The organism is Candidatus Symbiopectobacterium sp. NZEC151 (assembly GCF_025962655.1).
Taxonomy (GTDB): domain Bacteria; phylum Pseudomonadota; class Gammaproteobacteria; order Enterobacterales; family Enterobacteriaceae; genus Symbiopectobacterium.
In genome coordinates, this window is record NZ_JAGFPE010000007.1 from 128,617 (window position 1) to 151,293 (window position 22,677).

Here is a 22,677-nt window from a genome sequence, read left to right on the forward strand (position 1 = left end):
TTGCCAGATTTCGATAACGCACACGCCAGAGCCCTTCATAGACTGACCATGAACCATCACGCAGGGGAACGGAACATGGCACAGCACTCTTCATCAGCGCACGCGCTACCCCAGACGGCATTGCCGCAGGGGAACCAGCTCCAGAAAGGCAGCCTTGGCCTTTGGTCGATCATCTTTTTTGTTATTGCCGCCGCATCGCCCTTAACTGGCGTCGTCGGAGGCTTGCCCGTCGCCTTTATGGCAGGCAACGGCGCGGGCGTACCCGGTGTTTATGTCCTGGCGGGCGCACTGCTGCTTATTTTCAGCTTTGGCTTTATCGCCATGAGCCGTTATGTGGTGAACGCTGGCGCTTTCTACGCCTATATTGCACAAGGCCTGGGCACCCACAGCGGCATTGCCGGGCTCGGCATCGCACTGTTGGCCTACATCGCCATTCAGCTTGCCGTTACCGCTATGTTTGGCTTCTTCTTTGCGCAGTTCGTGCAGATGCACACTGGGATCGCAGCGCCCTGGTGGCTGTTCTCGCTGCTGATGCAAGCGGCCGTAGTCGCGCTCGGTATTGCCAAAGTGGAGCTCGGCGGCAAAGTGCTCGGGGTCTTGATGCTGCTGGAAGTGGGCATTGTGCTGCTGGTTGATGTTGCCATTATTAGCCAACCCATTGCCTTTGATATCAGCGTCTTTACCCCGTCTACCGTGTTTCATGGCGATGTGGGCATTGCGATGATCTTCGCCATTTGCTCTTTCGTCGGCTTTGAGGCGACCGCAATCTACTCGGAAGAGTGTCGGCAACCGGCCAAGATAATCCCACGCGCCACGCTGCTCGCCGTGGTGCTGATCACCAGCTTTTTCGCCCTCTCCGGCTGGGCATTTGTGCAATATGCAGGTGCCGCTCACGTTGCCGAACTCGCTGCCAAGGATCCCGGGATGTTTGTGTTTACCGTCACCGAACAGGTGCTTGGCCCGTGGGCCATTCAGGTGATGTCGGTTTTACTGATCACCAGCCTGTTTGCCGCAACACAGGCGTTCCATAACACGCTGTCGCGCTATCTGTTCGCCATTAGCCGCGACGGTTTGCTGTGGTCGAAAATGGCAAAAACCCACCGCACGCACCAGACACCCTATATCGCCAGTCTGGTGCAAGGCGCGTTTATGCTGTGCGCCACCACGCTGTTCGCCCTGGCGCAGTTAGACCCGATGGCGAACGTTTTCTCCTGGGCTTCTGCCTTGGGCAGCATGTCGATTCTGGTGCTGCAATTCAGCGTCTCACTCGCCGTTCTTGCCTACTTCCAGCGCAATCCTTTGCTGCCGGTATCACGCTGGAGCCGCCTTATCGCGCCAGCCCTCTCCGCACTCGGCATGTTGGCGACGCTGGCGCTGGTGGTCAATAACCTCGACGTACTGAGCGGTTCCTCCTCGCCGGTGGTGTCATCGCTGCCCTATCTGGTGCTGATGGTGGCGTTTGCCGGGTTTATGAGTGCGCACTTCCTGCGTCGATTAAGCCCCGAGCGCTATTCACGCATCGGCCAGATGGTTGAAACCCTATAACGCCACGCGGATTCGTCCGTTGCGGCTGCGGCGGCAACGGCTCACTGTCATCTGATTTCATGGAGTTCACAATGACAACACCCTATAACCACACCGATTACCGTTTTTGGCACCCGATGGCACACCCGAATGAGTGGGCTGAACGCGAACCGCTGCGCATTGTAAAAGGCGACGGCCTTTACATCTGGGATGATAAAGGGCGCAAAATGCTCGATGGCTTCGCCGGGCTGTGGTGCGTAAACGTCGGTCACAATCGCCCGGAAGTAAAAGTCGCCATCGCCAAACAGATGGATGAACTGGCTTACTACCAACTGTTTGACGGCGTCAGCCACCCGATGGCAGAAGCGCTGTCTAATCGCCTCATTCAGATGACACAGCAAGAAGATATGCGGCGGGTGCTGTACGGCATGGGCGGCTCGGATGGTGTGGAAACCGCCCTCAAGGTGGCGCGCCAGTACTGGATTTTGCAAGGCAAGCCGCAACGCACGCGCTTTATCTCGCTAAAGAATGCCTATCACGGCGTACACATGGGCGGCACCTCGGTGTCAGGCCTGCCGATTTATCGCCTCAACTACGGCCCAATGCTGGAAGGCTGTACGCAGATCGAATCGCCCTGGCTGTATCGCAACCCGTGGAACTGCGACGATCCCGACACGTTAGGCAAATTGGTGGCCGAGCAGTTAGAGCGTGAAATTCTTTATTACGGACCGGACACCGTCGCCGCGTTTATTGCAGAACCGGTGCAGGGCGCAGGCGGTGTGATTGTGCCACCCGCTAACTTCTGGCCGATGGTGCGCGAGATCTGTGATAAATACGGCGTGCTGCTGATCGCCGATGAAGTGGTCACCGGATTTGGCCGCAGCGGGGCGATGTTTGGCTCACGCGGTTGGGGCGTAAAACCCGACATCATGGTGTTTGCCAAGGCGCTCACCGCCGGATACGTGCCGCTGTCTGCGACCGTGCTGAATCAGCGTATCGAAGCCGCCTATCTGGACAACCGCGATGCGCGTGGGTTGCTGATGACCGGCTTTACCTACGGCGGCCATCCGTTAGCCTGCGCCGCCGGGCTGGCAGTGCTGGATATTGTGGAGCAGGAGAATTTGCCAGCCAATGCCGCACATCAGGGGGAATATTTGCTGGGTCAGTTGCTGCCGTTTGAGTCACGCTTCCGCTCCGTTGGCAACGTGCGCGGTAAAGGGTTGATGCTGGCGCTGGATCTGGTGGAGGACAAAGCGAGCAAGCGCTCATTAGCGCCGGATAACGGCCTGGCATTCCGCATTGCCGAAGCAGCACGCGATGCCGGCGCGGTGGTACGTCCGGTCGGACCGAAACTGGTGTTGGCTCCACCGTTAACCATCGATAAAGCGGGCTGCGATACGCTGGTGATGGCACTGCAAACGGCGTTTGAGAAGGAAGACAGGTAGCGCGTTACGTCGAATAGATAGCGCCTGATGATGTCAGGCGCTTTGCTTAGGCACTGGCAAGCACTGAGAACTGAAAACCCGTTGCATGAACCACACGGCGAAGTGTCTTCAAGGTTGGATTGCCTGTTGCAGAGAGAGTGCGGTATAACGATTCACGTGAAACACCGGCTTTCTGAGCAACCATAGCCATTCCTCCTCTGGCTTCAACCACATGGCGCAGCGCAAGTAAGAAGGCTTCCTGACCGCCATCTTCGTCCATATCAAGAAATGCCTGATGCAAATAGGCCTGAGCAAAGGCCGGATCGTCTCGGAGAGCATCCACCATGACATCGTCATATAAACGTTCTTTAGCCATAAATCACCTCGTTAAATAATCTTTGAGGCAGTAAATAGCCTCATCGATATCTGCGTCCTGTGTGCGTTTGTCACCACCCATAAGTAACAGGACGACTTCCCCACCAACCACACTGTAATACACCCGATATCCAGGCCCTTGGTCTATTCTGAGTTCCCACACACCTTCTCTACAGGGTTTGTGGTCGCCGAAGTTGTCAGAAGCCATCCGGTTAATTCGAGAAGCGATCTTTGCTTTGGCGATCGGATCACGCAACTTTTTAAAAAACTCAAAGTACAAGTCCCGCCCATCAGCAGTTATGTAAGTCTTTATCGTTTTCATAGCCACAATAGTAGCTTAAAAGCTACATTACTACAACCCAGGCTTACTCGTTACTCAATACGCCTGTTCCACCGCCCTTAATCAAAATGTTTCACTGTCGATGTCTTTCCTGTCACACAACTTTGTTTTGAGCCGGAGATGGAATCACTCTGCGATTACTGCATGACGCTGGCACAGCTAGTGATGGAGGCAGAACGGAGAATGGAATGGAGAGTATCGAGATAAATAGCAGAGAGTGTGTGTTGCCGATACAGTCTCTGTTCCCCTCCGCGAAGGCGGAGGGGAACAAAAACCACTGACCTAAAAGCGCTTACTGCAATACGGAAATATCCGCCACTTTCAGGAACAGGTTACGCAGTTGGTTAAGCAGCGTCAGACGGTTCAGGCGCACGCTTTCATCTTCCGCGTTAACCATCACCTTATCGAAGAAGTTATCAACCGGTTCACGCAGTTCGGCCAGTTCCGCCAACGCTTCCTGATAGCGCCCTTCAGCGAACCAGGGTGCCAGCTTGCTTTCCAACGCGGTAACGTAGGTAGCCAGTTGAATTTCCTCTTTCTCTTTGAGCAGAGCAGCATCAATGTTGGCGTTCAGCGTATCGGTAGATTTCGCCAGAATGTTAGACACACGCTTGTTGGCCGCAGCCAGCGCGGTGGCGGCATCCAGCGAACGGAAGTGACTCACCGCTTTCACTCGGGCGTCGAAATCGGCCGGACGCGTCGGGCGACGGGCCAATACCGCCTGAATGGTGTCTACGCTATGACCTTCTTCCTGATACCAGGCGCGGAAACGGCCCAGCATGAATTCGATCACGTCATCGACCACGTTAGCGTTGGTCAGCTTGTCGCCATACAGACGCACCGCTTCTTCCGTCAGGGTTTGCAGATCGAGCGGCAGCTGTTTCTCAACGATAATACGCAGCACACCCAGCGCAGCACGGCGCAGCGCGAACGGGTCTTTATCCCCTTTCGGGTGTTGACCGATGCCGAAAATACCCGCCAGCGTGTCCATCTTATCGGCAATCGCCAATGCGCAGGCAACGCCAGATGCAGGCAGTGCATCCCCGGCAAAACGCGGCTGATATTGTTCGTTCAGGGCAACGGCAACGTCTTCGGCTTCACCGTCATGACGTGCGTAGTGCATCCCCATGACGCCCTGGGTGTCGGTAAATTCGAACACCATGTTGGTCATCAGGTCGCACTTGGAGAGCAAACCGGCACGTTTCGCGTGCGCAACATCGGCACCGATCTTCTCTGCCACCCAGCCCGCCAATGCCTGAATGCGATCGGTCTTGTCGCGCAGCGTACCCAACTGCTGTTGGAACAGCACGGTTTGCAGACGCGGCAGATGATCTTCCAGACGTTTTTTACGGTCGGTGTTGAAGAAGAATTCGGCATCCGCCAGACGCGGGCGCACCACTTTCTCGTTACCCGAGATAATTTGCTGCGGATCTTTGGATTCAATGTTGGCAACAAAGATGAAATTCGGCAGCAGCTTTCCGGCGTTGTCATACACCGGGAAATACTTCTGGTCGCCCTTCATGGTGTAAACCAGCGCTTCGGCGGGCACGGCCAGGAATTTTTCTTCAAAGCGCGCGGTCAGCACCACCGGCCATTCCACCAGTGAGGTCACTTCTTCCAGCAGACTTTCGCTCAGATCGGCATTACCCCCAATCTGACGTGCAGCCGCTTGCGCATCGGCTTTGATCAACGCCTTACGCGCTTCATAATCGGCGATAACTTTGCCGCGCTCCAGCAGAATGCTTGGGTATTGGTCAGCGTTATCGATGGTGAATTTGGGTTCGCCCATAAAGCGATGGCCGCGCACGGTGCGAGCGGATTCAATGCCCAACACCTGACCGGGGATCAGTTCATCACCCAGCAGCATCGTTACCGTATGCACCGGACGCACAAATTGGGTCTCTTTATCGCCCCAGTGCATCAGTTTCGGGATTGGCAGTTTCGCCAGCGCGTTAGCGACCATATCCTCCAACAGACCCTGTGCGCTGCCGCCCTTTACCAGCGCGCGATACAGCAACCACTCGCCTTTATCCGTCGTCAAACGTTCCGCCTGATCGACCGTGATACCGCAGCCGCGCGCCCAGCCTTCGGCCGCTTTGGTCGGTTTGCCCTCAGCGTCATACGCCTGAGCAATCGCCGGACCACGTTTTTCGACTTCACGATCCGGTTGTGCGGCGCTCAACTGCGCCACTTTCAGCGCCAAGCGACGCGGCGCGGCAAACCAGCTCACGTCGCCGTGTGTCAGCCCGGCATTATCCAGTTCAGTGGTGAAGTTGGCGGCAAAGGACTCCGCCAGAGAACGCAGCGCCTTCGGCGGCAGCTCTTCCGTGCCGATTTCCACCAGAAAAGTCTTGTCAGTCATCGCTGTTAGCTCTCTTTCTTGTTACACATCGGGAAGCCCAGCGCTTCACGGGAAGCGTAGTAGGCTTCGGCCACCGCTTTGGTCAGCGTGCGAATGCGCAGAATGTAGCGCTGACGTTCGGTAACGGAAATCGCTTTGCGCGCGTCCAGCAGGTTAAAGCTGTGCGCGGCTTTCAGAATGCGCTCGTAAGCAGGCAGAGGCAGCGGTTTTTCCAGCGCCAGCAGCTGTTGCGCTTCTTTCTCGTACTGCTCGAAGCAGGTAAACAGGAAATCGACGTCGGCGTATTCGAAGTTATAAGTGGACTGTTCCACTTCGTTCTGGTGGAACACGTCACCGTAGGTGGTTTTCCCCAACGGGCCATCGCTCCACACCAGGTCATAGACGCTGTCCACGCCCTGAATGTACATCGCCAGACGTTCCAGACCGTAGGTGATCTCGCCAGTGACCGGCTTGCACTCAAGGCCGCCCACCTGCTGGAAGTAGGTAAACTGCGTGACTTCCATACCGTTCAACCACACTTCCCAGCCCAACCCCCAGGCACCCAGCGTCGGGTTCTCCCAGTTATCTTCCACGAAACGGATATCGTGAATGGTCGGGTCCAGCCCCAGCTCTTTCAGCGAACCGAGATACAGTTCCTGAATGTTGTCCGGTGACGGCTTGATGATGACCTGAAACTGATAATAGTGTTGCAGGCGGTTCGGGTTTTCCCCGTAACGACCGTCGGTAGGACGACGCGACGGCTGCACATAGGCCGCGGCAATCGGCTCTGGCCCCAGCGCGCGCAGACAGGTCATCGGATGAGAAGTGCCAGCGCCGACTTCCATATCCAAAGGTTGGATAATGGTGCAGCCTTGGCGAGCCCAGTAATCCTGCAACGTCAGGATCAGGCCCTGAAAGGTCTTGGTATCAAACTTTTGCATGTCAGATTCACGCGATACATGTGGATTTATATGGAATGCGCCAGTATACCCTCTGAGTGCAAGATATACAGCCAGAATGCTGCAACAACTTCACTTCAGCGGCACTTTATTGCTGTTGAGGTCAGTTTCACACGGCGCAGCCCCGCACTGGCCGCGCTCAGCGGATCACGCGGTGAACACCGTTTGCAGCATTTTCAGGCTCAGCACCAGCAACAGGGCGGCAAAGATTTTCTTCAGGGTAGCCACCGGCAAACGATGCGCCAAACGCGCACCATAAGGCGCGGTAAAGAAGCTCACCGCCGAGATCAGCAGCACCGCAGGCACCGAGACATAGCCCAACGTGTAAGCAGGCATCCCCGCCGTGGACCAACCGTTAATCATATAGCCCAGCGCCCCCGCCAGCGCGATAGGCAGCCCCACCGCCGCCGACGTGCCGATCGCCTGCTGGATGCGCACATTACACCAGGTCAGAAACGGTACGGTGAGCGACCCCCCGCCAATCGCCACCAGTGCGGAAATGCCGCCGATGATCAACCCCGCCAGCGATACCCCAGCCACGCCCGGCAGTTGGCGCTGCGCCTTGGGTTTGATATTGAGCACCATCTGCAATGAAACATAGGCCATAAAGCAGGAGAAGAAGATGGCCAGCGCCCGAGTAGGCAGCAGTGTAGCCAACCAGGTGGCGGCGAAGGTGCCGATAAGGATAGCGGGTGTAATGCGCAGTACCACGGGCCATAGCACCGCTTGATGCTGGTGATGGGTGCGCAAGCTGGAGATCGCGGTAATAACAATCGCCGCCATCGAGGTGCCCAGCGCCAAATGCACCAGATGCTCGCCTTGCACGCCTTGAGCAGCAAACAGTGCCGTCAAAATCGGCACCATGATGCCGCCGCCGCCAATCCCCAACAGCCCCGCCACGAACCCGACAACGCCGCCCAACGCCAGATAGGCAACGATCCACTCAATAGCCATGTGCTTCCCCTTCCCCGCTTGCAATGTGTAATAGTGTATAACCTGCGCCGTACCTCTCACGCGCCGATCTTATTGATTTCTTGTGAGCACGCACACAAACAGCTGGTTGCATATACAGCTAAATTTTGCCATGATCGTGATTGAATCATGCTTATACCCTAAATAATTCGCGTTGCAGTAAGGCGGCAAGTGAGGGAGTTCCGATGAGCTTACTCAGGTAAGTGATTCGGGTGAGCGAGCGTAGCCAACGCATCTGCAACTTGAATTATGACGGGTATATCTTTAGCAACATCATGATGAAATGACAACTTGATGAAACTGCAATAGCCTCCGCTTATTACAGAAGCGCCACACGCCACAGGAACGCGACCATGAACCGATGCGCATGGGTCACCCAAGACCCGCTTTACCTCGATTATCACGATACGGAATGGGGCAAACCGTGCAAAGAGAGCGTCAAACTGTTCGAACTGCTGTGTCTTGAAGGACAGCAGGCCGGTTTGTCATGGATAACGGTATTGAAGAAGCGGGAAAACTACCGGGCGAGCTTTCACCAGTTTGACCCGAAACGGGTGGCAAGCATGACGCAGGAAGACGTCGAACGCTTGTTACAAGACAGTGGCATTATCCGTCATCGCGGCAAGATTGAAGCCATCATCACCAACGCGCGCATCTGGTGTGACATGGAAGCGCAGGGCGAATCGTTTTCCGATTTTATCTGGTCTTTTGTTAATCACACGCCGTTGGTCAACAGCCCCACCGCGCTGTCCGATGTGCCCGCTAAAACCGCCGTTTCCGATGCCATGTCTAAAGCGCTGAAGAAGCGCGGCTTCAAGTTTATCGGTTCCACCATCTGCTACGCCTTTATGCAAGCCGCCGGCTTGGTCAACGACCACACTACCGACTGCTTCTGCTATCAAGAGGCCAAGCGTGATTAGGGACTACCGGCCAGAAGATCTTGCTCTGTTACTCCGCTTGTGGCTGGAAAGCACTACCCGCGCGCACCCGTTCATCAACCCAACCTATTGGCAGGAAAGCGAACCGCTGGTGCGCGAACAATATATCCCGAACGCGGAGACCTGGGTTTACGAGGTTGAAGGCGTAATCGTCGGTTTCATCAGCGTGATGGAACAACGTTTTGTCGGTGCACTGTTTGTCCATCATCGCTGGCATGGCAAAGGCGTTGGCGTCGCACTAATGACCCATGTGCAGCAGCGCTTCCCTATTCTGAGCCTGGAAGTGTATGAACAAAACCTGCGCGCCTGTGCCTTTTACCAGAAGCAGGGTTTCTCCCCGGTAAAACGCACGTTCCCCGCAGAAACCAATGCTCCTGCGCAGATTATGCAATGGGAAAAAATGGCCTGACGCTGTCAGGCTAGCCTGTGTCCCCCTCCCCCTCAATAACCTGCCCTACCCGCCAATAGGTTGTCGTGCCCACGCTCTGTTCAACGCGTAATTAGTGATAACGATCGCGTTTCATCAACCCTGTAGTTGAATCACTCACCCTTTGAGTGGTTTATTATATGGAACTCTTGTTCAATATAGTGAATAAAATGAAAGCAAATCGGATTAAGGGCGTTATCCCCCCCCTTCCCACGTTGACAGATGCCGAGGGGAACCTCGACAAGCAAGCAATGGGCAGGTTGCTCGATCGGGTGATTAACGCTGGCGTACACGGCGTGCTGGCGCTGGGCACCTGCGGCGAATTTTATGCCCTGCGCCGGGAAACTCGTCAGGAAACCGCCGAATTTGTGGTCGACTATGTTAATGGTCGCGTGCCAGTGATTCTCGGTATCGGCGGCACCTGCATCGATGATGTTCTGTATTTCGGGCAACATGCCGCGCGCTGCGGCGCAGATGCCGTATTGGTCATCAATCCTTATTACGCACCGCTCAGCGCAGAGAGCCTTTTTCGCTTTTACCAAACCGTGGCGGAAAATCTCGCGCTGCCGATCATGATTTATAACTTTCCGCAGCTGACAGGGCATACGATTTCTGCCGATATGGTGCGTCGTTTAGCACAGCAATTCCCGTCGATCATCGGCATTAAAGACACCATTAATAATATCAGCCACATTCGGGAATTGATGAATCAGGTTAAACCTCACCGCCCGGACTTCCTTATTTTCGCCGGTTACGACGAATACCTGTTAGACACGCTGATATTAGGAGGGGATGGCGGCTTTCCGGCGAGTGCTAATTTCGCCCCTGACGTTACCGTTAAACTCTACGAGCATTTTTGCGCAGAAAACTATTCAGCCGTATTTCAACAGCGACGTGAATTATCGCGGCTGGCGCAACTTTTTTCCATTAACGCTCCCTTGCCTGACTTACTCAAACATCTGTTAGCCATGACGGGAATGTATACGCCTGACGGCAACACCAATAAAACAAATAGGCTTTCACCGGAACATATTGCGGAATTAAAAGACCTTCTGCCATTACGTGAAGAAAAGGAATAAACCATGGGAAGTGAAAAGATCCAGGCCGCCATTATTGGTTCAGGAAATATTGGCACTGACTTGATGTTCAAAATAATGAAAAACAGCCAATACCTGAGTATGGGCGCGATGATCGGTATCGATCCTGCCTCAGACGGTTTAGCCCGCGCTGCACGGCTGGGCGTGCCGGTTTCTGCCGAGGGTATCGACGGACTGCTGGCATTGCCTAATTTCCAAGACATTAAAATCGTTTTCGACGCCACTTCAGCCAAATCACATCTGGTACACAACGAGAAGCTGCAACCGTTCGGCATTAAGGTCATCGACCTGACCCCGGCAGCCATCGGCCCGTATGTGGTCCCGTCCATTAATCTGGAACAAGAAAGTGATGCGGCCAACATCAACATGGTCACCTGCGGCGGGCAGGCAACCATTCCTATCGTCAATGCGGTGGCACAGGTCACTGACGTTTACTATGCCGAAATTGTTGCCAGTATCGCCAGCAAATCCGCAGGACCCGGCACCCGCGCTAATATTGACGAGTTTACCGAAACCACGTCTGCCGCCATCGTTAACGTGGGCAAAGCGCGCGCCGGGAAAGCCATTATTATTCTCAACCCGGCGTCACCGCCTATCATGATGCGCGACACCGTCTTTACCTATTCCGCCACGGTCGAGCCCGAAAAAATTGAAGCCAGCATTCACAGCATGGTGCAAAAAGTCAGCCGCTATGTGCCGGGCTATCGCCTAAAACAGGCCGTGCAATTCGATATTATCAATGAAGAGAATCCGCTGTTTATCGACGGGGAAAAATACACGACAGGGTTAAAAACTTCGGTATTTATCGAAGTAGAAGGGGCCGCCCACTATTTACCCGCCTATGCCGGCAACCTGGATATTATGACCTCCGCCGCGTTAGCCTGCGGCGATCATTTTGCCAAGAACCTGAAAAATTAATCCTCAGCGATAAAAGAGAATGATGATGAATAATAAAAAAATCTACATCTCGGACGTAACATTACGCGACGGCTCCCATGCCGTTAAACACCAGTACACGCAACAACAGGTTCAACAGATCGCCAGCGTGCTGGACAAGGCGCATGTGGACTCCATTGAGATCGCCCACGGTGACGGGCTGGCAGGATCGAGTTTTAACTATGGTTTCAGCCGCTGTGCTGACACCGAAATGATCGCTGCCGCCGCTGAGGTTGTCACCCACAGTAAAATTGCCACCCTGCTGATCCCCGGCGTCGGCACCATTCATGACTTACACGCCGCCTATGATGCTGGCGCACGCGTAGTGCGTGTCGCCACCCACTGCACCGAGGCGGATATATCACGGCAGCATATTGAATTCGCGCGCAACCTCGGCATGGACACCGTCGGTTTTCTGATGATGAGCCACATGATTACTCCGCAGGAACTGGCTGAGCAGGCGAAAAAAATGGAGAGCTATGGTGCAAATTGCATCTACGTGGTGGATTCCAGCGGTGCCATGCTGATGCAGGACATTCGCGATCGCTTCCGTGCACTGAAAGCCATCCTGAACAGCGATACCCAAACGGGCATGCACGCACACAACAACCTTTCCGTCAGTATCGCCAACTCACTGACCGCCATCGAAGAGGGCTGCGATCGGGTAGATACCAGCCTGGCGGGCATGGGGGCTGGCGCGGGAAATACCCCCACCGAAGTGTTTATCGGCTGTCTGGAAAAGCAAGGCTGGCAACACGGTTGTCAATTGGACACGTTGATCAACGGTGCTGACGATGTGGTGCGCCCGTTGCAACACCGTCCGGTACGCGTCGATCGCGAAACCCTATCGCTCGGACTCGCCGGGGTGTATTCCAGCTTTTTGCTGCACGCCGAACGTGCATCGCAAAAATACGGCATCAGCACCATGGATATATTAATGGAGCTCGGGAAAAGAAAAATGGTCGGCGGTCAGGAAGACATGATTGTCGATGTTGCATTGGATTTAAAAAACGCCAACACCAGGCAAGCACAATAATACTAATGATTATATGAGGTTTTAATAATGCGAAGCCAAAAAATATTAGGAAGCCTTGAGTGGGGTTTTAACCGTAGCGTATTTAAAAGCATCGGTTATTCTGATGAAGATCTGAAAAGACCTGTCATTGGTATCGCCAACTCCTGGAATGAACTGGTACCCGGCCATTTCAATTTGCGTCAGGTCGGTGAATCGGTGAAAAAAGGTATCCACATGGCGGGCGGCACCGCCGTGGAATTTGGCCTGATTGCCGCCTGTGACGGCACGGCACAGGGCCATAAAGGCATGCACTATATCCTGCCTTCACGGGATATGATCGCCAACGATATCGAGATCATGGTAGAAGCCCATCAGTTGGATGCCATCGTGATGCTCGGCTCTTGCGACAAGATTGTTCCCGCAATGCTGATGGCCGCAGCACGTCTGGACATCCCCGCCATCATTCTGCCCGGCGGCCCAATGCTGGGCGGCGAAGTGTTCGACGGACGCAAATCGGACCTGACCACCATGTCCGAATCGTTGGGCATGCTAAAAGCAGGCAAAATCACCGAAGACGTTTGCCATCGGTTGGAAAACACGTGCGGCCCGACCTGCGGTTCCTGCTCATTCCTCGGCACCGCCAACACCATGTGCAGCCTGTCGGAAGCCATCGGCATGACATTACCCAATGGCGCACTGACGCCCGCAGTGTATTCCGAGCGCCTGCGGCTGGGTGAAAGCACCGGTTTTGCCATCATGAACATGGTGAAAAACAACGTTACCGCCCGCGACATTATTACCATCGATGCGATTAAAAACGCCATCAGGGTGTTGATGGCAATCGGTGGCTCCACCAATGCGGTTCTGCACCTCTCCGCATTGGCACATGAGCTTGATATCTCAGCTGAAACCATGATGGCTCTGTATGAAGAACTGAGCGACAGCACGCCACAAATCGTCAAGGTGAACCCGGCGGCGAAGTTCGATATGGAGGATTTCCACCGTGCGGGCGGCATTCCACAAGTGATGCATGAAATCAGCGGATTGCTGGAGAAAGGCGCGCTCACCGTCACCGGGCAAACCGTCGGAGAAAACCTGGCGGCAATGAACCTGTTGTATCAGCCTAACCGTGACATCATCAAACCCATAGAAACACCCTTTGCCCCTCAGGGTGGGATTGCCATTCTCAAAGGCAATATCGCACCAAAAAGCGGGGTGACCAAACCGGCCGCCATTTTGCCAGAAATGCGCCATTTCACCGGGAAAGCCGTCTGTTTTGACAGTGAAGATGCCGCCGAGGAAGCCATTCTGGCCGGACATATCAAACCCGGAGACGTGCTGGTCATTCGCTATGAAGGCCCCAAAGGCGGCCCCGGCATGCGCGAAATGTTCAAGGCGATGAAATACCTGTATGGCATGGGGCTGGCCAGTAACACCGCCATCATTACCGATGGCCGTTTCTCCGGCACCAATAATGGCTGCTTTGTTGGTCATATTTCGCCAGAGGCGGCGGAAGGCGGCCCGATTGCCGCACTGCGCGATGGCGACATGATCACTATTGATATTCCTAACAAAACGATTCACGCCCATTTAACCGATGAAGAAATCGCTCAGCGGTTACAACAATGGCAGGCACCCAAACGTAAATTCACCAAGGGTATTTTGGGCATCTACTCACAATTAGCCAGCTCGGCACATGAGGGTGCCGTTTTGAAATAACCAGATTGTCATTATTGATGACATTGCACCCGTAATAATTCGCGTGACAGGACGATGGCCTCACTTACCATGAGGCCAAGGAATGGAATGAATAACCTACGCCGTTTTAATTATGCCGGGAATATACGCTGTACCTACCAATTAATAATAATAGCAGGGCTATAGTATGGAAAATACTAATCCAGCAGTAACTTACAATCAGGTTGATGCAACAATACCCAACGCCAGATGGTGGCATATTATTCCCGCCACCATATTAGTTTATATCGTCGCATTTATGGATCGCACCAATATCGGGATCGCCATTGCCGGCGGTATGGATAAGGATCTCGGTATTACCTCCTCGGTCGCCGGAGCCGCTGCGGGTATCTTCTTTTTCGGCTATCTCTTTTTGCAAATTCCTGGCGGCCATTTTGCAGAAAAGGCCAGCGCCAAGAAATTTATCGCCTGGACCATCGTGTTTTGGGGCGGTCTGGCCATGGTATCGGGCTTTGTACAAAATACCTGGCAACTGATGACGGTGCGCTTCTTCCTCGGCGTAGCGGAAGGTGGGGTTTATCCTGCCATTCTTGCGTTGATCGGCCACTGGTTCCCCAATAAAGAGCGAGCCCGCGCCATTGCATTTTTCCAGATGAACATGGCAATTGCGGTGATCATTACCAGCCCGATTTCCGGCTGGCTGATTCAAAACTATGACTGGCGCGTGATGTTTATCGTTGAGGGGCTGGTTTCCCTGGCGCTGCTGTTTATCTGGCTGCCGCTGGTCGCCGATCATCCCAAAGATGCCAAATGGCTTTCTGCGCAAGAGCGGGAATGGATCGAAACCGAATTGCGCAACGATGTGGAAGAAAATAAACGCAATCAGGGCGCACTCTCTCAAGGGGGTTACAAAGCCCTTTACCGTAGCCTGAACCTGTGGCGCATGGTGGCAATTTACTTCTTTATGTCCGCTGGCTTTTACGGTTTCTCACTGTGGATGCCCACGCTTATCAGTGAGCTCACCAAATCCACCATGACGGTCGTCGGTTTACTGACCGCCGTGCCCTTTATCTTTACCATTATCGGCCAGTATATTTTCGCCAGACTGTGCGACGCCACCATGAACCGTCGGCTCTTTACCGCACTGTCATTCTTTGGCATTGCCATCTCACTGGCCCTTTCTGTGGTACTGAAAGAAAACGTCTGGCTTTCCTACGGCATGCTGGTGTGCGGCGGGTTTTTCCTGAACGCCTGGGCAGGTCCGTACTGGTCAATGCCTACCCTGCTGTTCCCGGCGGAAGCGTTGGGTGGCGCGCGCGGCACCATCAATGCCATCGGCAGCCTGGGTGGATTCTGTGGACCCTATTTAGTCGGTCTGATTTCACTGTATTTAGGCAGCAAGATGGGCGTATTAATGCTGGTCGTCTCGCTGATTATTGCCGCATTGCTGACGTTATCGCTGCCAAAAGTGACAGCCAATAAATAATCAGTCTGAATAGGAAAAAGAGCGTTGCTGGCAGCGCTCTTTTTTATTTTTTACTCATAGAGCTTGCGGCTGATTTTTTGGCAGGCTTCACGTAATTGATGAATGATTTCCTCATGCCGTGTTTCGGGTATTTGAAAAGTGACGCCCGTGACGCTCACACCGGCAATAATATCGTGATGCCCATCGAATATTGGCATGGCAATACAAAATATGCCCAAATCCCCTTCTTCGCGATCGAAGGCATAGCCTGTTTTTCTGATCTCTTGCAGCTCTTTTTTCAGGGCGGTTTTTGTTGGAATGGTCATCGGGGTGAAAATTTCCAGATTCTCTTCCGGCAACAAGCGATCCAACTCTTCATCACTTAACTGAGAAATCAGCGCTTTACCCAACCCAGAACTGTGCAGCGATAACTTTTTACCCACCACGCTCTTAATGCTAATCAGTTGATTACTTTCTATTTTATCCAGGTAAATCGGGCTGTCGCCATCGAGTACGCCCAAATGACACGTCAAATTAAGTTGGTTCACCAGTTCGGACAATAGGGTATGAGCCACAGATTTAACATTAAAATTCTGAATGGCCGCACTGCCATATTCATACATTTTCAGGCCCAGGTGATATTTGTTTTTTTCAAATTTCACCAGACGGTGCGTAACCAGTGACGACAACATCAGGGAGAGGCTGCTTTTCGGCAAGGATAATGCATTGTGTATTTCGGTAAAGGTTGCCACATTCCGTGTTGAAAGATAATCAAGCAGCAAAATCATTTTATCGATAGCCGGCACTTTTGTTTTTGCATTATTCATGTTTGCTCCTGGTTTACACCCTGTTTAACCCCGACACCAATATTATAACTGATTGATATTTAATATGACATTATCTGTTCGTCAGATTTCATGCTGCAACAATTCTGCACCTATCCTAGCGTATTGTGTTAACAACACCACGCGACTCGACCGCACGAATGGTATCCTGTTACGCAGGATTTTTGTTCAAACAAAAAGCTAATGGTATTATATTGGTATTAGATTAGTGTCGCTTAAGCACCACCCGCGTTACCTATAACAACAATCAGAGTACAGCTTATGCCATCAAAATTAGAGAGTCATATCGCCGGGGCGTTATATGGGCAAATGCTAGGGGATGCGATGGGAATGCCATCGGAGCTGTGGCCGCGAGCACGCATCAAAGCGCATTTTGGATGGATAGACCGCTTTCTGCCGGGTCCTGCGGATAACATCGCCGCCTGCTATTTCACTGCTGCTCAATATACCGATGACACCTCCATGGCGCTGGCACTTGCCGATGCGCTGATCGAATGTGAGGGCGACGTCGTGCCTGACGTTATTGGTAACCACATCCTCAACTGGGCGCTACAGTTTGGTGCCTTTGAGAAGAATATTCTGGGCCCCAGTTCCAAAACGGCGCTTTTTGCCCTGAAACAGGGTGCGGATATCGATTCACTGGAAAACAACGGTATCACCAATGGCTCGGCGATGCGCATTTCTCCGCTGGGCTGTCTGCTTCCGCCCATGCCATTATCCGATTTCATTGATGCAGTGGCGCTCGCGTCTAGTCCAACGCACAAATCAGACATCGCCGTAGCTGGCGCGACCGTTATTGCCTGGGCGGTATCTCAGGGAATTGCGGAAAAAAGCTGGTCGGAGATTCGGACTGCATTACCCGCCGTGGCACAAGCCGCGCAGGAAAAACGCGTAACAACCTACAGCCCGGCCTTGTCCGCCCGTCTGCAATTGGCATTGGATACCGTGCAGAATGCGCCCGATGACGACACCGCGCTGGAGCAGATTTATCAACTGATTGGCACCGGGACGGAGATCATACAGTCCGTGCCCGCCGCCATTGCAATGGTAGAGTTGGCGCACACCGAGCCGAACCGCTGTGCCATTCTGTGCGCCAATCTGGGTGGCGATACCGACACCATCGGCGCCATGGCAACCGCTATCTGTGGTGCAATCCACGGTGTTGAAAGCATTGATTCGGATTTTAAACGGCAGTTGGATGAGGTTAACGCGCTGGATATCGATGCATACAGTTCTGCGTTAGCGCGGTTACGTCAGCGCCGCATGGCCGTTTGAACAAAAGCGAATGTGATCATGGCGTCTGTCCCCTTAAGGCAGGCGCTAGTCCTCTGAATAGAAGACATACATATCGGCACGGCAATAGTTGATGCTGTAATCGAGCGGACGCTGATTGATATCAAACGCCAGCGATTTCACCACCAACACGGGGAGCGTTGCTGGCGTATTCACACACTGGATAAACTCGTGCGACGCCGATTGCGCCGATACCCAGTTGCGCGTTCGAACCGGCGCAATGCCCTGGCTGCGGAAATACGCATAGAGTGAAATATCGATCTGTTCAACGTCGGTAATCAAGTGCTGTGGCACATAGTTCTCTTCAATGGAGACAGGCTCGCCGTCAATATCACGCACGCGTTTAAGAAGATAGACGTCGCAGCCCGCTGAGAGCTGCAAATGCTCCGCAATTTCCGCCCGGCAAGGGACTCGCGTTTTACTGATCCACAGCGTGCCCGGCGTTTTTCCTGTTGCCACCACCTGCTGGGAAAAACCCATTGCCGGTTTGAGGTGATATTCAAGTTGGTGGTTAACGTAAGTGCCGTAACCGCGACCGCGCACCACAATCTCCTGCTCGGCCAGCAGTTCCAGCGCCTTTCGCACCGTGATGCGGGAAATCCCCAGCGCCAGAACAAAATCACGCTCACTGGGGAGAAAATCTCCGCGCTGAATCTCCCCGCTCCGCACCGCCAGTTGCACCACATCCGCGAACTTTACGTACAGCGGAAGCTTATCCGGCTCCGCCATGCGTGTGCGCAACCGCTCGACCAGCCAGGTATTTACGCCCATTACGCTCCGTCCATGTCGTATCGAGGGAGCGGAAATCATAACTTTTTTCAGCTCAGGCATCTTTTTTTTCTCAATTTCATTTAACTTTCGATGAGCACTTGCAGTCTACAGCCGCCTACGCGATGATGCGGTGAGACCTTTTTTTCCTTTAACTTCCGGAGGTTGTGATGAAACCGAGTGTGATTTTGTACAAAAGTATCCCCGCCGATTTGTGCAAACGCCTGGAACAACATTTTACCGTCACCGAATTTGATGGGCTGCCCCCAGCGGGACACCCTGCACTGGCGCAGGCTGAAGGTATCATCGGTTCCGGCGGTAAAGTCGATCGCGCCTTTCTGGCACAGACGCCGCGTTTGCGTGCGGTATCAACCATTTCCGTCGGCTACGACACCTTTGACGTTGAAGCATTAACAGAAAAGGCCATTCCGCTCATGCACACGCCAACGGTACTGACCGAAACCGTGGCGGATACCGTTTTCGCATTGATCCTATCAAGCGCCCGCCGCGTGGTAGAAGTGGCTGAACGCGTCAAAGCCGGCGAGTGGAAAAGCGGTATCGGCAGCGACTGGTTCGGTATTGACGTACACCATAAAAAGATCGGGATTCTCGGTATGGGCCGTATTGGTCTGGCCGTAGCGCAACGTGCACATTTCGGTTTCAGCATGGAAGTGTTGTACAACGCGCGACGCCATCATGCCGAAGCCGAAACGCGCTTTAACGCACGCTACTGCGATTTGGATACCTTACTGGCCGAGTCCGACTTTCTCTGCGTTACCCTGCCGTTGACCGAAGAAACACGACATCTGATCAGCCATGAACAACTGGCGAAAATGAAATCCAGCGCCATTTTGATCAACATCGGTCGCGGCGCGGTGGTGGATGAAACCGCATTAGTCGAAGCCCTCAGCAACGGCACTATTCATGCTGCCGGTCTGGATGTGTTCGTTCAGGAACCGTTGCCGGTTGACTCCCCGTTGCTGAAGCTGCCCAATGTCGTTGCGCTGCCGCATATCGGTTCTGCCACTCACGAAACGCGTTACGGCATGGCCGCCTGTGCCGTTGACAATCTGATCGCCGCATTAACGGGCGACGTTAAAGAAAACTGCGTCAACCCACAGGTGCTTAAATAGCTTATTGCGCGCCAACGCTCTCTCGCTGGCGCGCTCATTACGCGTTAAGGTGCTGTTCCCCCTAGTCCGCGACCCGGCAATGTCTGGCAAAATTTACCGTTGACCGGCGGCGCTGCCGTCGGGAAAACATCATCTGGGGTCACGTAAACCCGACTGGTCGCAACAAACCCGTCCTTGAACGTGGCTTCCACGAATGTCGCTTGCCAGCCTGCGTGCTGTGAATTCAGCGCAAGGTTTACCGGCCCATGGTTGGGAAGTGCCACCTTGGTTCCCTGATAGTGAATATCACAGGCATAGCGGAAATCGCGTGCTTCAGGGTTGTTTGCCGTCCAGCGTTTTACCGTAACGGGTTTTTCAGAGAATGTGACACTAAGCGCATCGTCCTTGAGTGTGACACTGAGTTGCGGCAGTGGCTTATTTTTCAGAAAACGATTTACAAAAGTAATCAACGTGCGTTCAACGTGTTTTAAAATACCGTTATGGCTGGTGTTGGGGACCACGCGCAGAGATTTCGCTCCCGGCAGCGCGTCATAATAAAAACGTGCGTTATCGGGTGCATAGAAATCATCACCGCTGGCATTGACGATGTATTTTGCTTTATTGAGCTGTGCAGACTGGCCCGCGGCTAAATATTGCATGGGGTCTTCGATTTTCATCAACGCCTGGAATTCCGGGGTATTGATGGTTTTGTCTACACCCTGTTGATAGTAAGGGTAAAAGGCGATGGGCCAGTTTCCACCATAAGAGCGATACATATGCGTCAGCGCAACGCGTGTATCCAGCAAATCGATAACAAAGGGCACTACAGCATCGACATCGGGATCAGAAATAAAGGTCAGCCAGGACGTCCAGCCACGTTTGGATGCCCCCGTCACAATAAACCGAGTGATGCCCTGTGCTTTTAATTCCTGCTTTGCCACCCGGATCGCCTGAGATACGGCTGTCGCCATAGGAATATGTACGGAAGCTCGCGTTCTTAGCAACGGATTATCCATGAATAATGACCAACTGCGTGCGACATTGTCATCCTCTTTCAACGGTTTATTATCCGCATCGTAAGTAAGATATTGGTTCGGTATATTGCTTACCGAGATAACAACCGTTTTAGTCGCACGCGCAATGGAAGCCAACATGTCCGAGCTGAATTCGTTTTGCACGTTGGTTTTGATAATACCATTAGGGTAGTTGGTGCCGTTGTTGACAACCATCAGCGCATGCTGTGATTTAACAGGGTGGGCAGGGAGATAGATATCAACATTGTGTTGCCACTGCGCGGGTTGCACCAATCCGCCGGGTGACCAGGATTGGGAGATCATGCGGTATTTCTTCACGCTGACACCAGACTGAATGTCATCGCCATCGTAGTGATAATTCATCGGCATAGCCGCCAAATCTTCACGATAACACGATATTACCTGCGTTAAATCAGTGTCCTTATCATCATGGCATCCCATTTCCAATGCATTGGCTTGAGATAAAAAACCCATAAATAATAAGAAAAAAATAAAAGTGAGGTTATCAATCTTCATTTATTGTCCTGATTAATGAACTGAGGCTTGATAGTGTATCCGTACGAAATTAAATGAACGTGTAAGTAGAATGCGTATTTTCAATTTCCAGCAGTCTACTTCACCTTTGTATATAGATCTAACACCTGTTATTTTTTGTCTCGCTATTTGAAACTTTTCGGCAACGCGGTAGCATCACCCGTTATCTTTTCCCGTTAGCCGCCAGAAAACGGGTTACCATTGCAGCCACCGGCGGCAAGCGCTATGTTCTTTGTTAACGTTGGCATTACTTTTAAGCGATACATGATGAACTTTTCTCTTTTCGGCAACAAATTCACCCGCCACGCTGGCATCACCCAATTGATGGATGACCTGAACGATGGGCTACGCACGCCAGGTGCCATCATGCTGGGCGGCGGTAACCCCGCACATATCCCGGCAATGGATGCCTACTTTCAGCAACTTTGTCAGGAGATGTTGAGTGCCGGTACATTGACCGAAGCTCTGTGCAATTACGATGGCCCGCAAGGAAAAGACACGCTTCTCACCAACCTGTCTGCCTTACTCAAGCAGACGTTTGGTTGGGATATTGGGCCGCAAAACATTGCCCTGACCAACGGCAGCCAAAGCGCCTTCTTTTACTTGTTTAACCTGTTTGCAGGCCGTTATGAGGGGGGATCATCGCGCAAAGTGCTGTTTCCTCTCGCGCCAGAATATATCGGTTATGCCGATTCCGGGTTGGATGAGGACATGTTTGTCTCCGTGCGCCCACAGATAGAATTACTGCCCGAAGGCCAATTCAAATACCATGTCGATTTCGATAATTTAACCCTCGGTGACGACATCGGGATGATTTGTGTATCGCGCCCGACCAACCCTACTGGCAATGTGTTAACCGACGAAGAGCTGGTACGTCTCGACAAGCTGGCTCAACAGCACGGCATTCCATTGGTGATCGATAACGCCTACGGCGTACCTTTCCCCGGTATCATCTTCAGCGACGCCACGCCGCTGTGGAACGCCAACACCATTCTCTGCATGAGCCTGTCCAAACTCGGCCTGCCGGGATCGCGCTGCGGCATCATCGTTGGCAATGAACAGGTGATCTCCGCCATCAGCAATATGAACGGCATTGTCAGCCTGTCACCCGGCTCCATCGGCCCCGCAATGGCGAACGAAATGATTGTGCGCGGCGATTTGCTACGATTATCCAACGACGTTGTGCGTCCGTTTTATCAACAGCGCGTTACGGAAACCATCGCCACGATCCGCCGTTACCTGTCACCAGAGCGTTGCCTGATTCATAAGCCTGAAGGGGCAATTTTCCTGTGGCTGTGGTTCAAGGATCTGCCCATCTCAACGGAAACGCTCTATCAACGGCTGAAAAAACGCGGCGTATTGATGGTGCCCGGCCACTATTTCTTCCCCGGATTGGCAGAAGACTGGCCCCATGCCCACCAGTGTTTGCGCATGAACTACGTGCCTGAACCCGAAAAAATCGAACAGGGTATTGCGATTCTGGCTCAGGAAGTGGAACTGGCGTTGAGCGAAAGCCACGCAGGTTAAAGAAAGACACAATAGCCAACAACCCCTCTGGCTATTGTGCTTAACGTAATCCA

The 22,677-nt window shown here is 53.1% G+C and carries 20 protein-coding genes; 12 read left to right on the forward strand and 8 right to left on the reverse strand.

All coding sequences use genetic code 11. The features are described from left to right. Window positions 1-75: 75 nt before the first annotated feature. The gene (locus tag J5067_RS18995; RefSeq protein ID WP_264651771.1) at window positions 76-1,545 is read left to right on the forward strand and encodes an APC family permease; all 1,470 of its coding nucleotides are present in this window, start codon (window positions 76-78) and stop codon (window positions 1,543-1,545) included. A 71-nt stretch (window positions 1,546-1,616) separates the two neighbouring features. Beyond that, window positions 1,617-2,969: an aminotransferase class III-fold pyridoxal phosphate-dependent enzyme gene (locus J5067_RS19000; RefSeq protein ID WP_264651772.1), complete on the forward strand. Its 1,353-nt coding sequence runs from the start codon at window positions 1,617-1,619 to the stop codon at window positions 2,967-2,969. Window positions 2,970-3,015: 46 nt separating this feature from the next. On the opposite strand, the gene J5067_RS19005 is transcribed toward J5067_RS19000, so the two are convergent. The 5 genes from J5067_RS19005 to J5067_RS19025 all read right to left on the reverse strand — a co-directional run bounded on the left by J5067_RS19005 (window position 3,016) and on the right by J5067_RS19025 (window position 7,917). After that, window positions 3,016-3,324, reverse strand: a complete 309-nt coding sequence (locus tag J5067_RS19005; protein WP_264626989.1) for an addiction module antidote protein — start codon at window positions 3,322-3,324, stop codon at window positions 3,016-3,018. 3 nt (window positions 3,325-3,327) lie between these two features. Beyond that, entirely contained in the window at window positions 3,328-3,645 is a 318-nt protein-coding gene (locus J5067_RS19010; protein WP_264651773.1) for a type II toxin-antitoxin system RelE/ParE family toxin, read from the reverse strand. A 310-nt stretch (window positions 3,646-3,955) separates the two neighbouring features. Next, entirely contained in the window at window positions 3,956-6,025 is a 2,070-nt protein-coding gene (glyS, locus tag J5067_RS19015; protein ID WP_264651774.1) for a glycine--tRNA ligase subunit beta, read from the reverse strand. 5 nt (window positions 6,026-6,030) lie between these two features. Next, window positions 6,031-6,945, reverse strand: coding sequence for a glycine--tRNA ligase subunit alpha (gene glyQ / locus J5067_RS19020; RefSeq protein WP_264645414.1), 915 nt, complete (start codon window positions 6,943-6,945; stop codon window positions 6,031-6,033). 165 nt (window positions 6,946-7,110) lie between these two features. Further along, window positions 7,111-7,917 (reverse strand): sulfite exporter TauE/SafE family protein, encoded by an 807-nt coding sequence (locus J5067_RS19025; RefSeq protein ID WP_264645413.1) that lies wholly within the window; start codon window positions 7,915-7,917, stop codon window positions 7,111-7,113. Between the two features lie 371 nt (window positions 7,918-8,288). Between J5067_RS19025 and J5067_RS19030 the strand changes: the two genes are divergently transcribed. The 7 genes from J5067_RS19030 (at window position 8,289) to J5067_RS19060 (ending at window position 15,532) form a co-directional block, all read left to right on the forward strand. Further along, window positions 8,289-8,855: a DNA-3-methyladenine glycosylase I gene (locus J5067_RS19030; RefSeq protein ID WP_264651775.1), complete on the forward strand. Its 567-nt coding sequence runs from the start codon at window positions 8,289-8,291 to the stop codon at window positions 8,853-8,855. After that, window positions 8,848-9,282 carry an N-acetyltransferase gene (locus J5067_RS19035; RefSeq protein WP_264651776.1) on the forward strand — a complete coding sequence of 145 codons (435 nt, stop codon included), beginning with the start codon at window positions 8,848-8,850 and terminating at the stop codon, window positions 9,280-9,282. Before J5067_RS19030 ends, J5067_RS19035 begins: the two co-directional genes overlap by 8 nt. 188 nt (window positions 9,283-9,470) lie before the next feature. Further along, on the forward strand, window positions 9,471-10,379 hold the full coding sequence (locus tag J5067_RS19040) for a dihydrodipicolinate synthase family protein (RefSeq protein WP_264627702.1): 909 nt from the start codon (window positions 9,471-9,473) through the stop codon (window positions 10,377-10,379). Between the two features lie 3 nt (window positions 10,380-10,382). Beyond that, complete coding sequence (locus J5067_RS19045; protein WP_264627703.1) at window positions 10,383-11,315, forward strand: acetaldehyde dehydrogenase (acetylating); 933 nt, start codon at window positions 10,383-10,385, stop codon at window positions 11,313-11,315. Window positions 11,316-11,340: 25 nt separating this feature from the next. Further along, window positions 11,341-12,369 (forward strand): 4-hydroxy-2-oxovalerate aldolase, encoded by a 1,029-nt coding sequence (dmpG, locus tag J5067_RS19050; RefSeq protein ID WP_264627704.1) that lies wholly within the window; start codon window positions 11,341-11,343, stop codon window positions 12,367-12,369. A 27-nt stretch (window positions 12,370-12,396) separates the two neighbouring features. After that, entirely contained in the window at window positions 12,397-14,067 is a 1,671-nt protein-coding gene (gene ilvD, locus J5067_RS19055) for a dihydroxy-acid dehydratase (RefSeq protein WP_264645408.1), read from the forward strand. A gap of 166 nt (window positions 14,068-14,233) precedes the next feature. After that, window positions 14,234-15,532 carry an MFS transporter gene (locus J5067_RS19060; RefSeq protein ID WP_264627768.1) on the forward strand — a complete coding sequence of 433 codons (1,299 nt, stop codon included), beginning with the start codon at window positions 14,234-14,236 and terminating at the stop codon, window positions 15,530-15,532. A gap of 50 nt (window positions 15,533-15,582) precedes the next feature. Here the strand turns inward: J5067_RS19060 and J5067_RS19065 are convergent, their stop codons facing one another. After that, window positions 15,583-16,338 (reverse strand): IclR family transcriptional regulator, encoded by a 756-nt coding sequence (locus tag J5067_RS19065; protein ID WP_264627767.1) that lies wholly within the window; start codon window positions 16,336-16,338, stop codon window positions 15,583-15,585. Window positions 16,339-16,617: 279 nt separating this feature from the next. Between J5067_RS19065 and J5067_RS19070 the strand changes: the two genes are divergently transcribed. Next, the gene (locus tag J5067_RS19070; protein WP_264645406.1) at window positions 16,618-17,631 is read left to right on the forward strand and encodes an ADP-ribosylglycohydrolase family protein; all 1,014 of its coding nucleotides are present in this window, start codon (window positions 16,618-16,620) and stop codon (window positions 17,629-17,631) included. Between the two features lie 45 nt (window positions 17,632-17,676). On the opposite strand, the gene J5067_RS19075 is transcribed toward J5067_RS19070, so the two are convergent. Next, window positions 17,677-18,459: a GntR family transcriptional regulator gene (locus J5067_RS19075; protein ID WP_264651777.1), complete on the reverse strand. Its 783-nt coding sequence runs from the start codon at window positions 18,457-18,459 to the stop codon at window positions 17,677-17,679. 128 nt (window positions 18,460-18,587) lie between these two features. On the opposite strand from J5067_RS19075, the gene ghrB reads away from it, so the two are divergent. Beyond that, window positions 18,588-19,550, forward strand: coding sequence for a glyoxylate/hydroxypyruvate reductase GhrB (ghrB, locus tag J5067_RS19080; protein WP_264651778.1), 963 nt, complete (start codon window positions 18,588-18,590; stop codon window positions 19,548-19,550). A 44-nt stretch (window positions 19,551-19,594) separates the two neighbouring features. On the opposite strand, the gene J5067_RS19085 is transcribed toward ghrB, so the two are convergent. Further along, complete coding sequence (locus tag J5067_RS19085) at window positions 19,595-21,079, reverse strand: PhoPQ-activated pathogenicity-related family protein (RefSeq protein ID WP_264651779.1); 1,485 nt, start codon at window positions 21,077-21,079, stop codon at window positions 19,595-19,597. A gap of 285 nt (window positions 21,080-21,364) precedes the next feature. On the opposite strand from J5067_RS19085, the gene J5067_RS19090 reads away from it, so the two are divergent. After that, on the forward strand, window positions 21,365-22,624 hold the full coding sequence (locus J5067_RS19090; RefSeq protein ID WP_264645515.1) for a valine--pyruvate transaminase: 1,260 nt from the start codon (window positions 21,365-21,367) through the stop codon (window positions 22,622-22,624). Window positions 22,625-22,677: the final 53 nt, after the last annotated feature.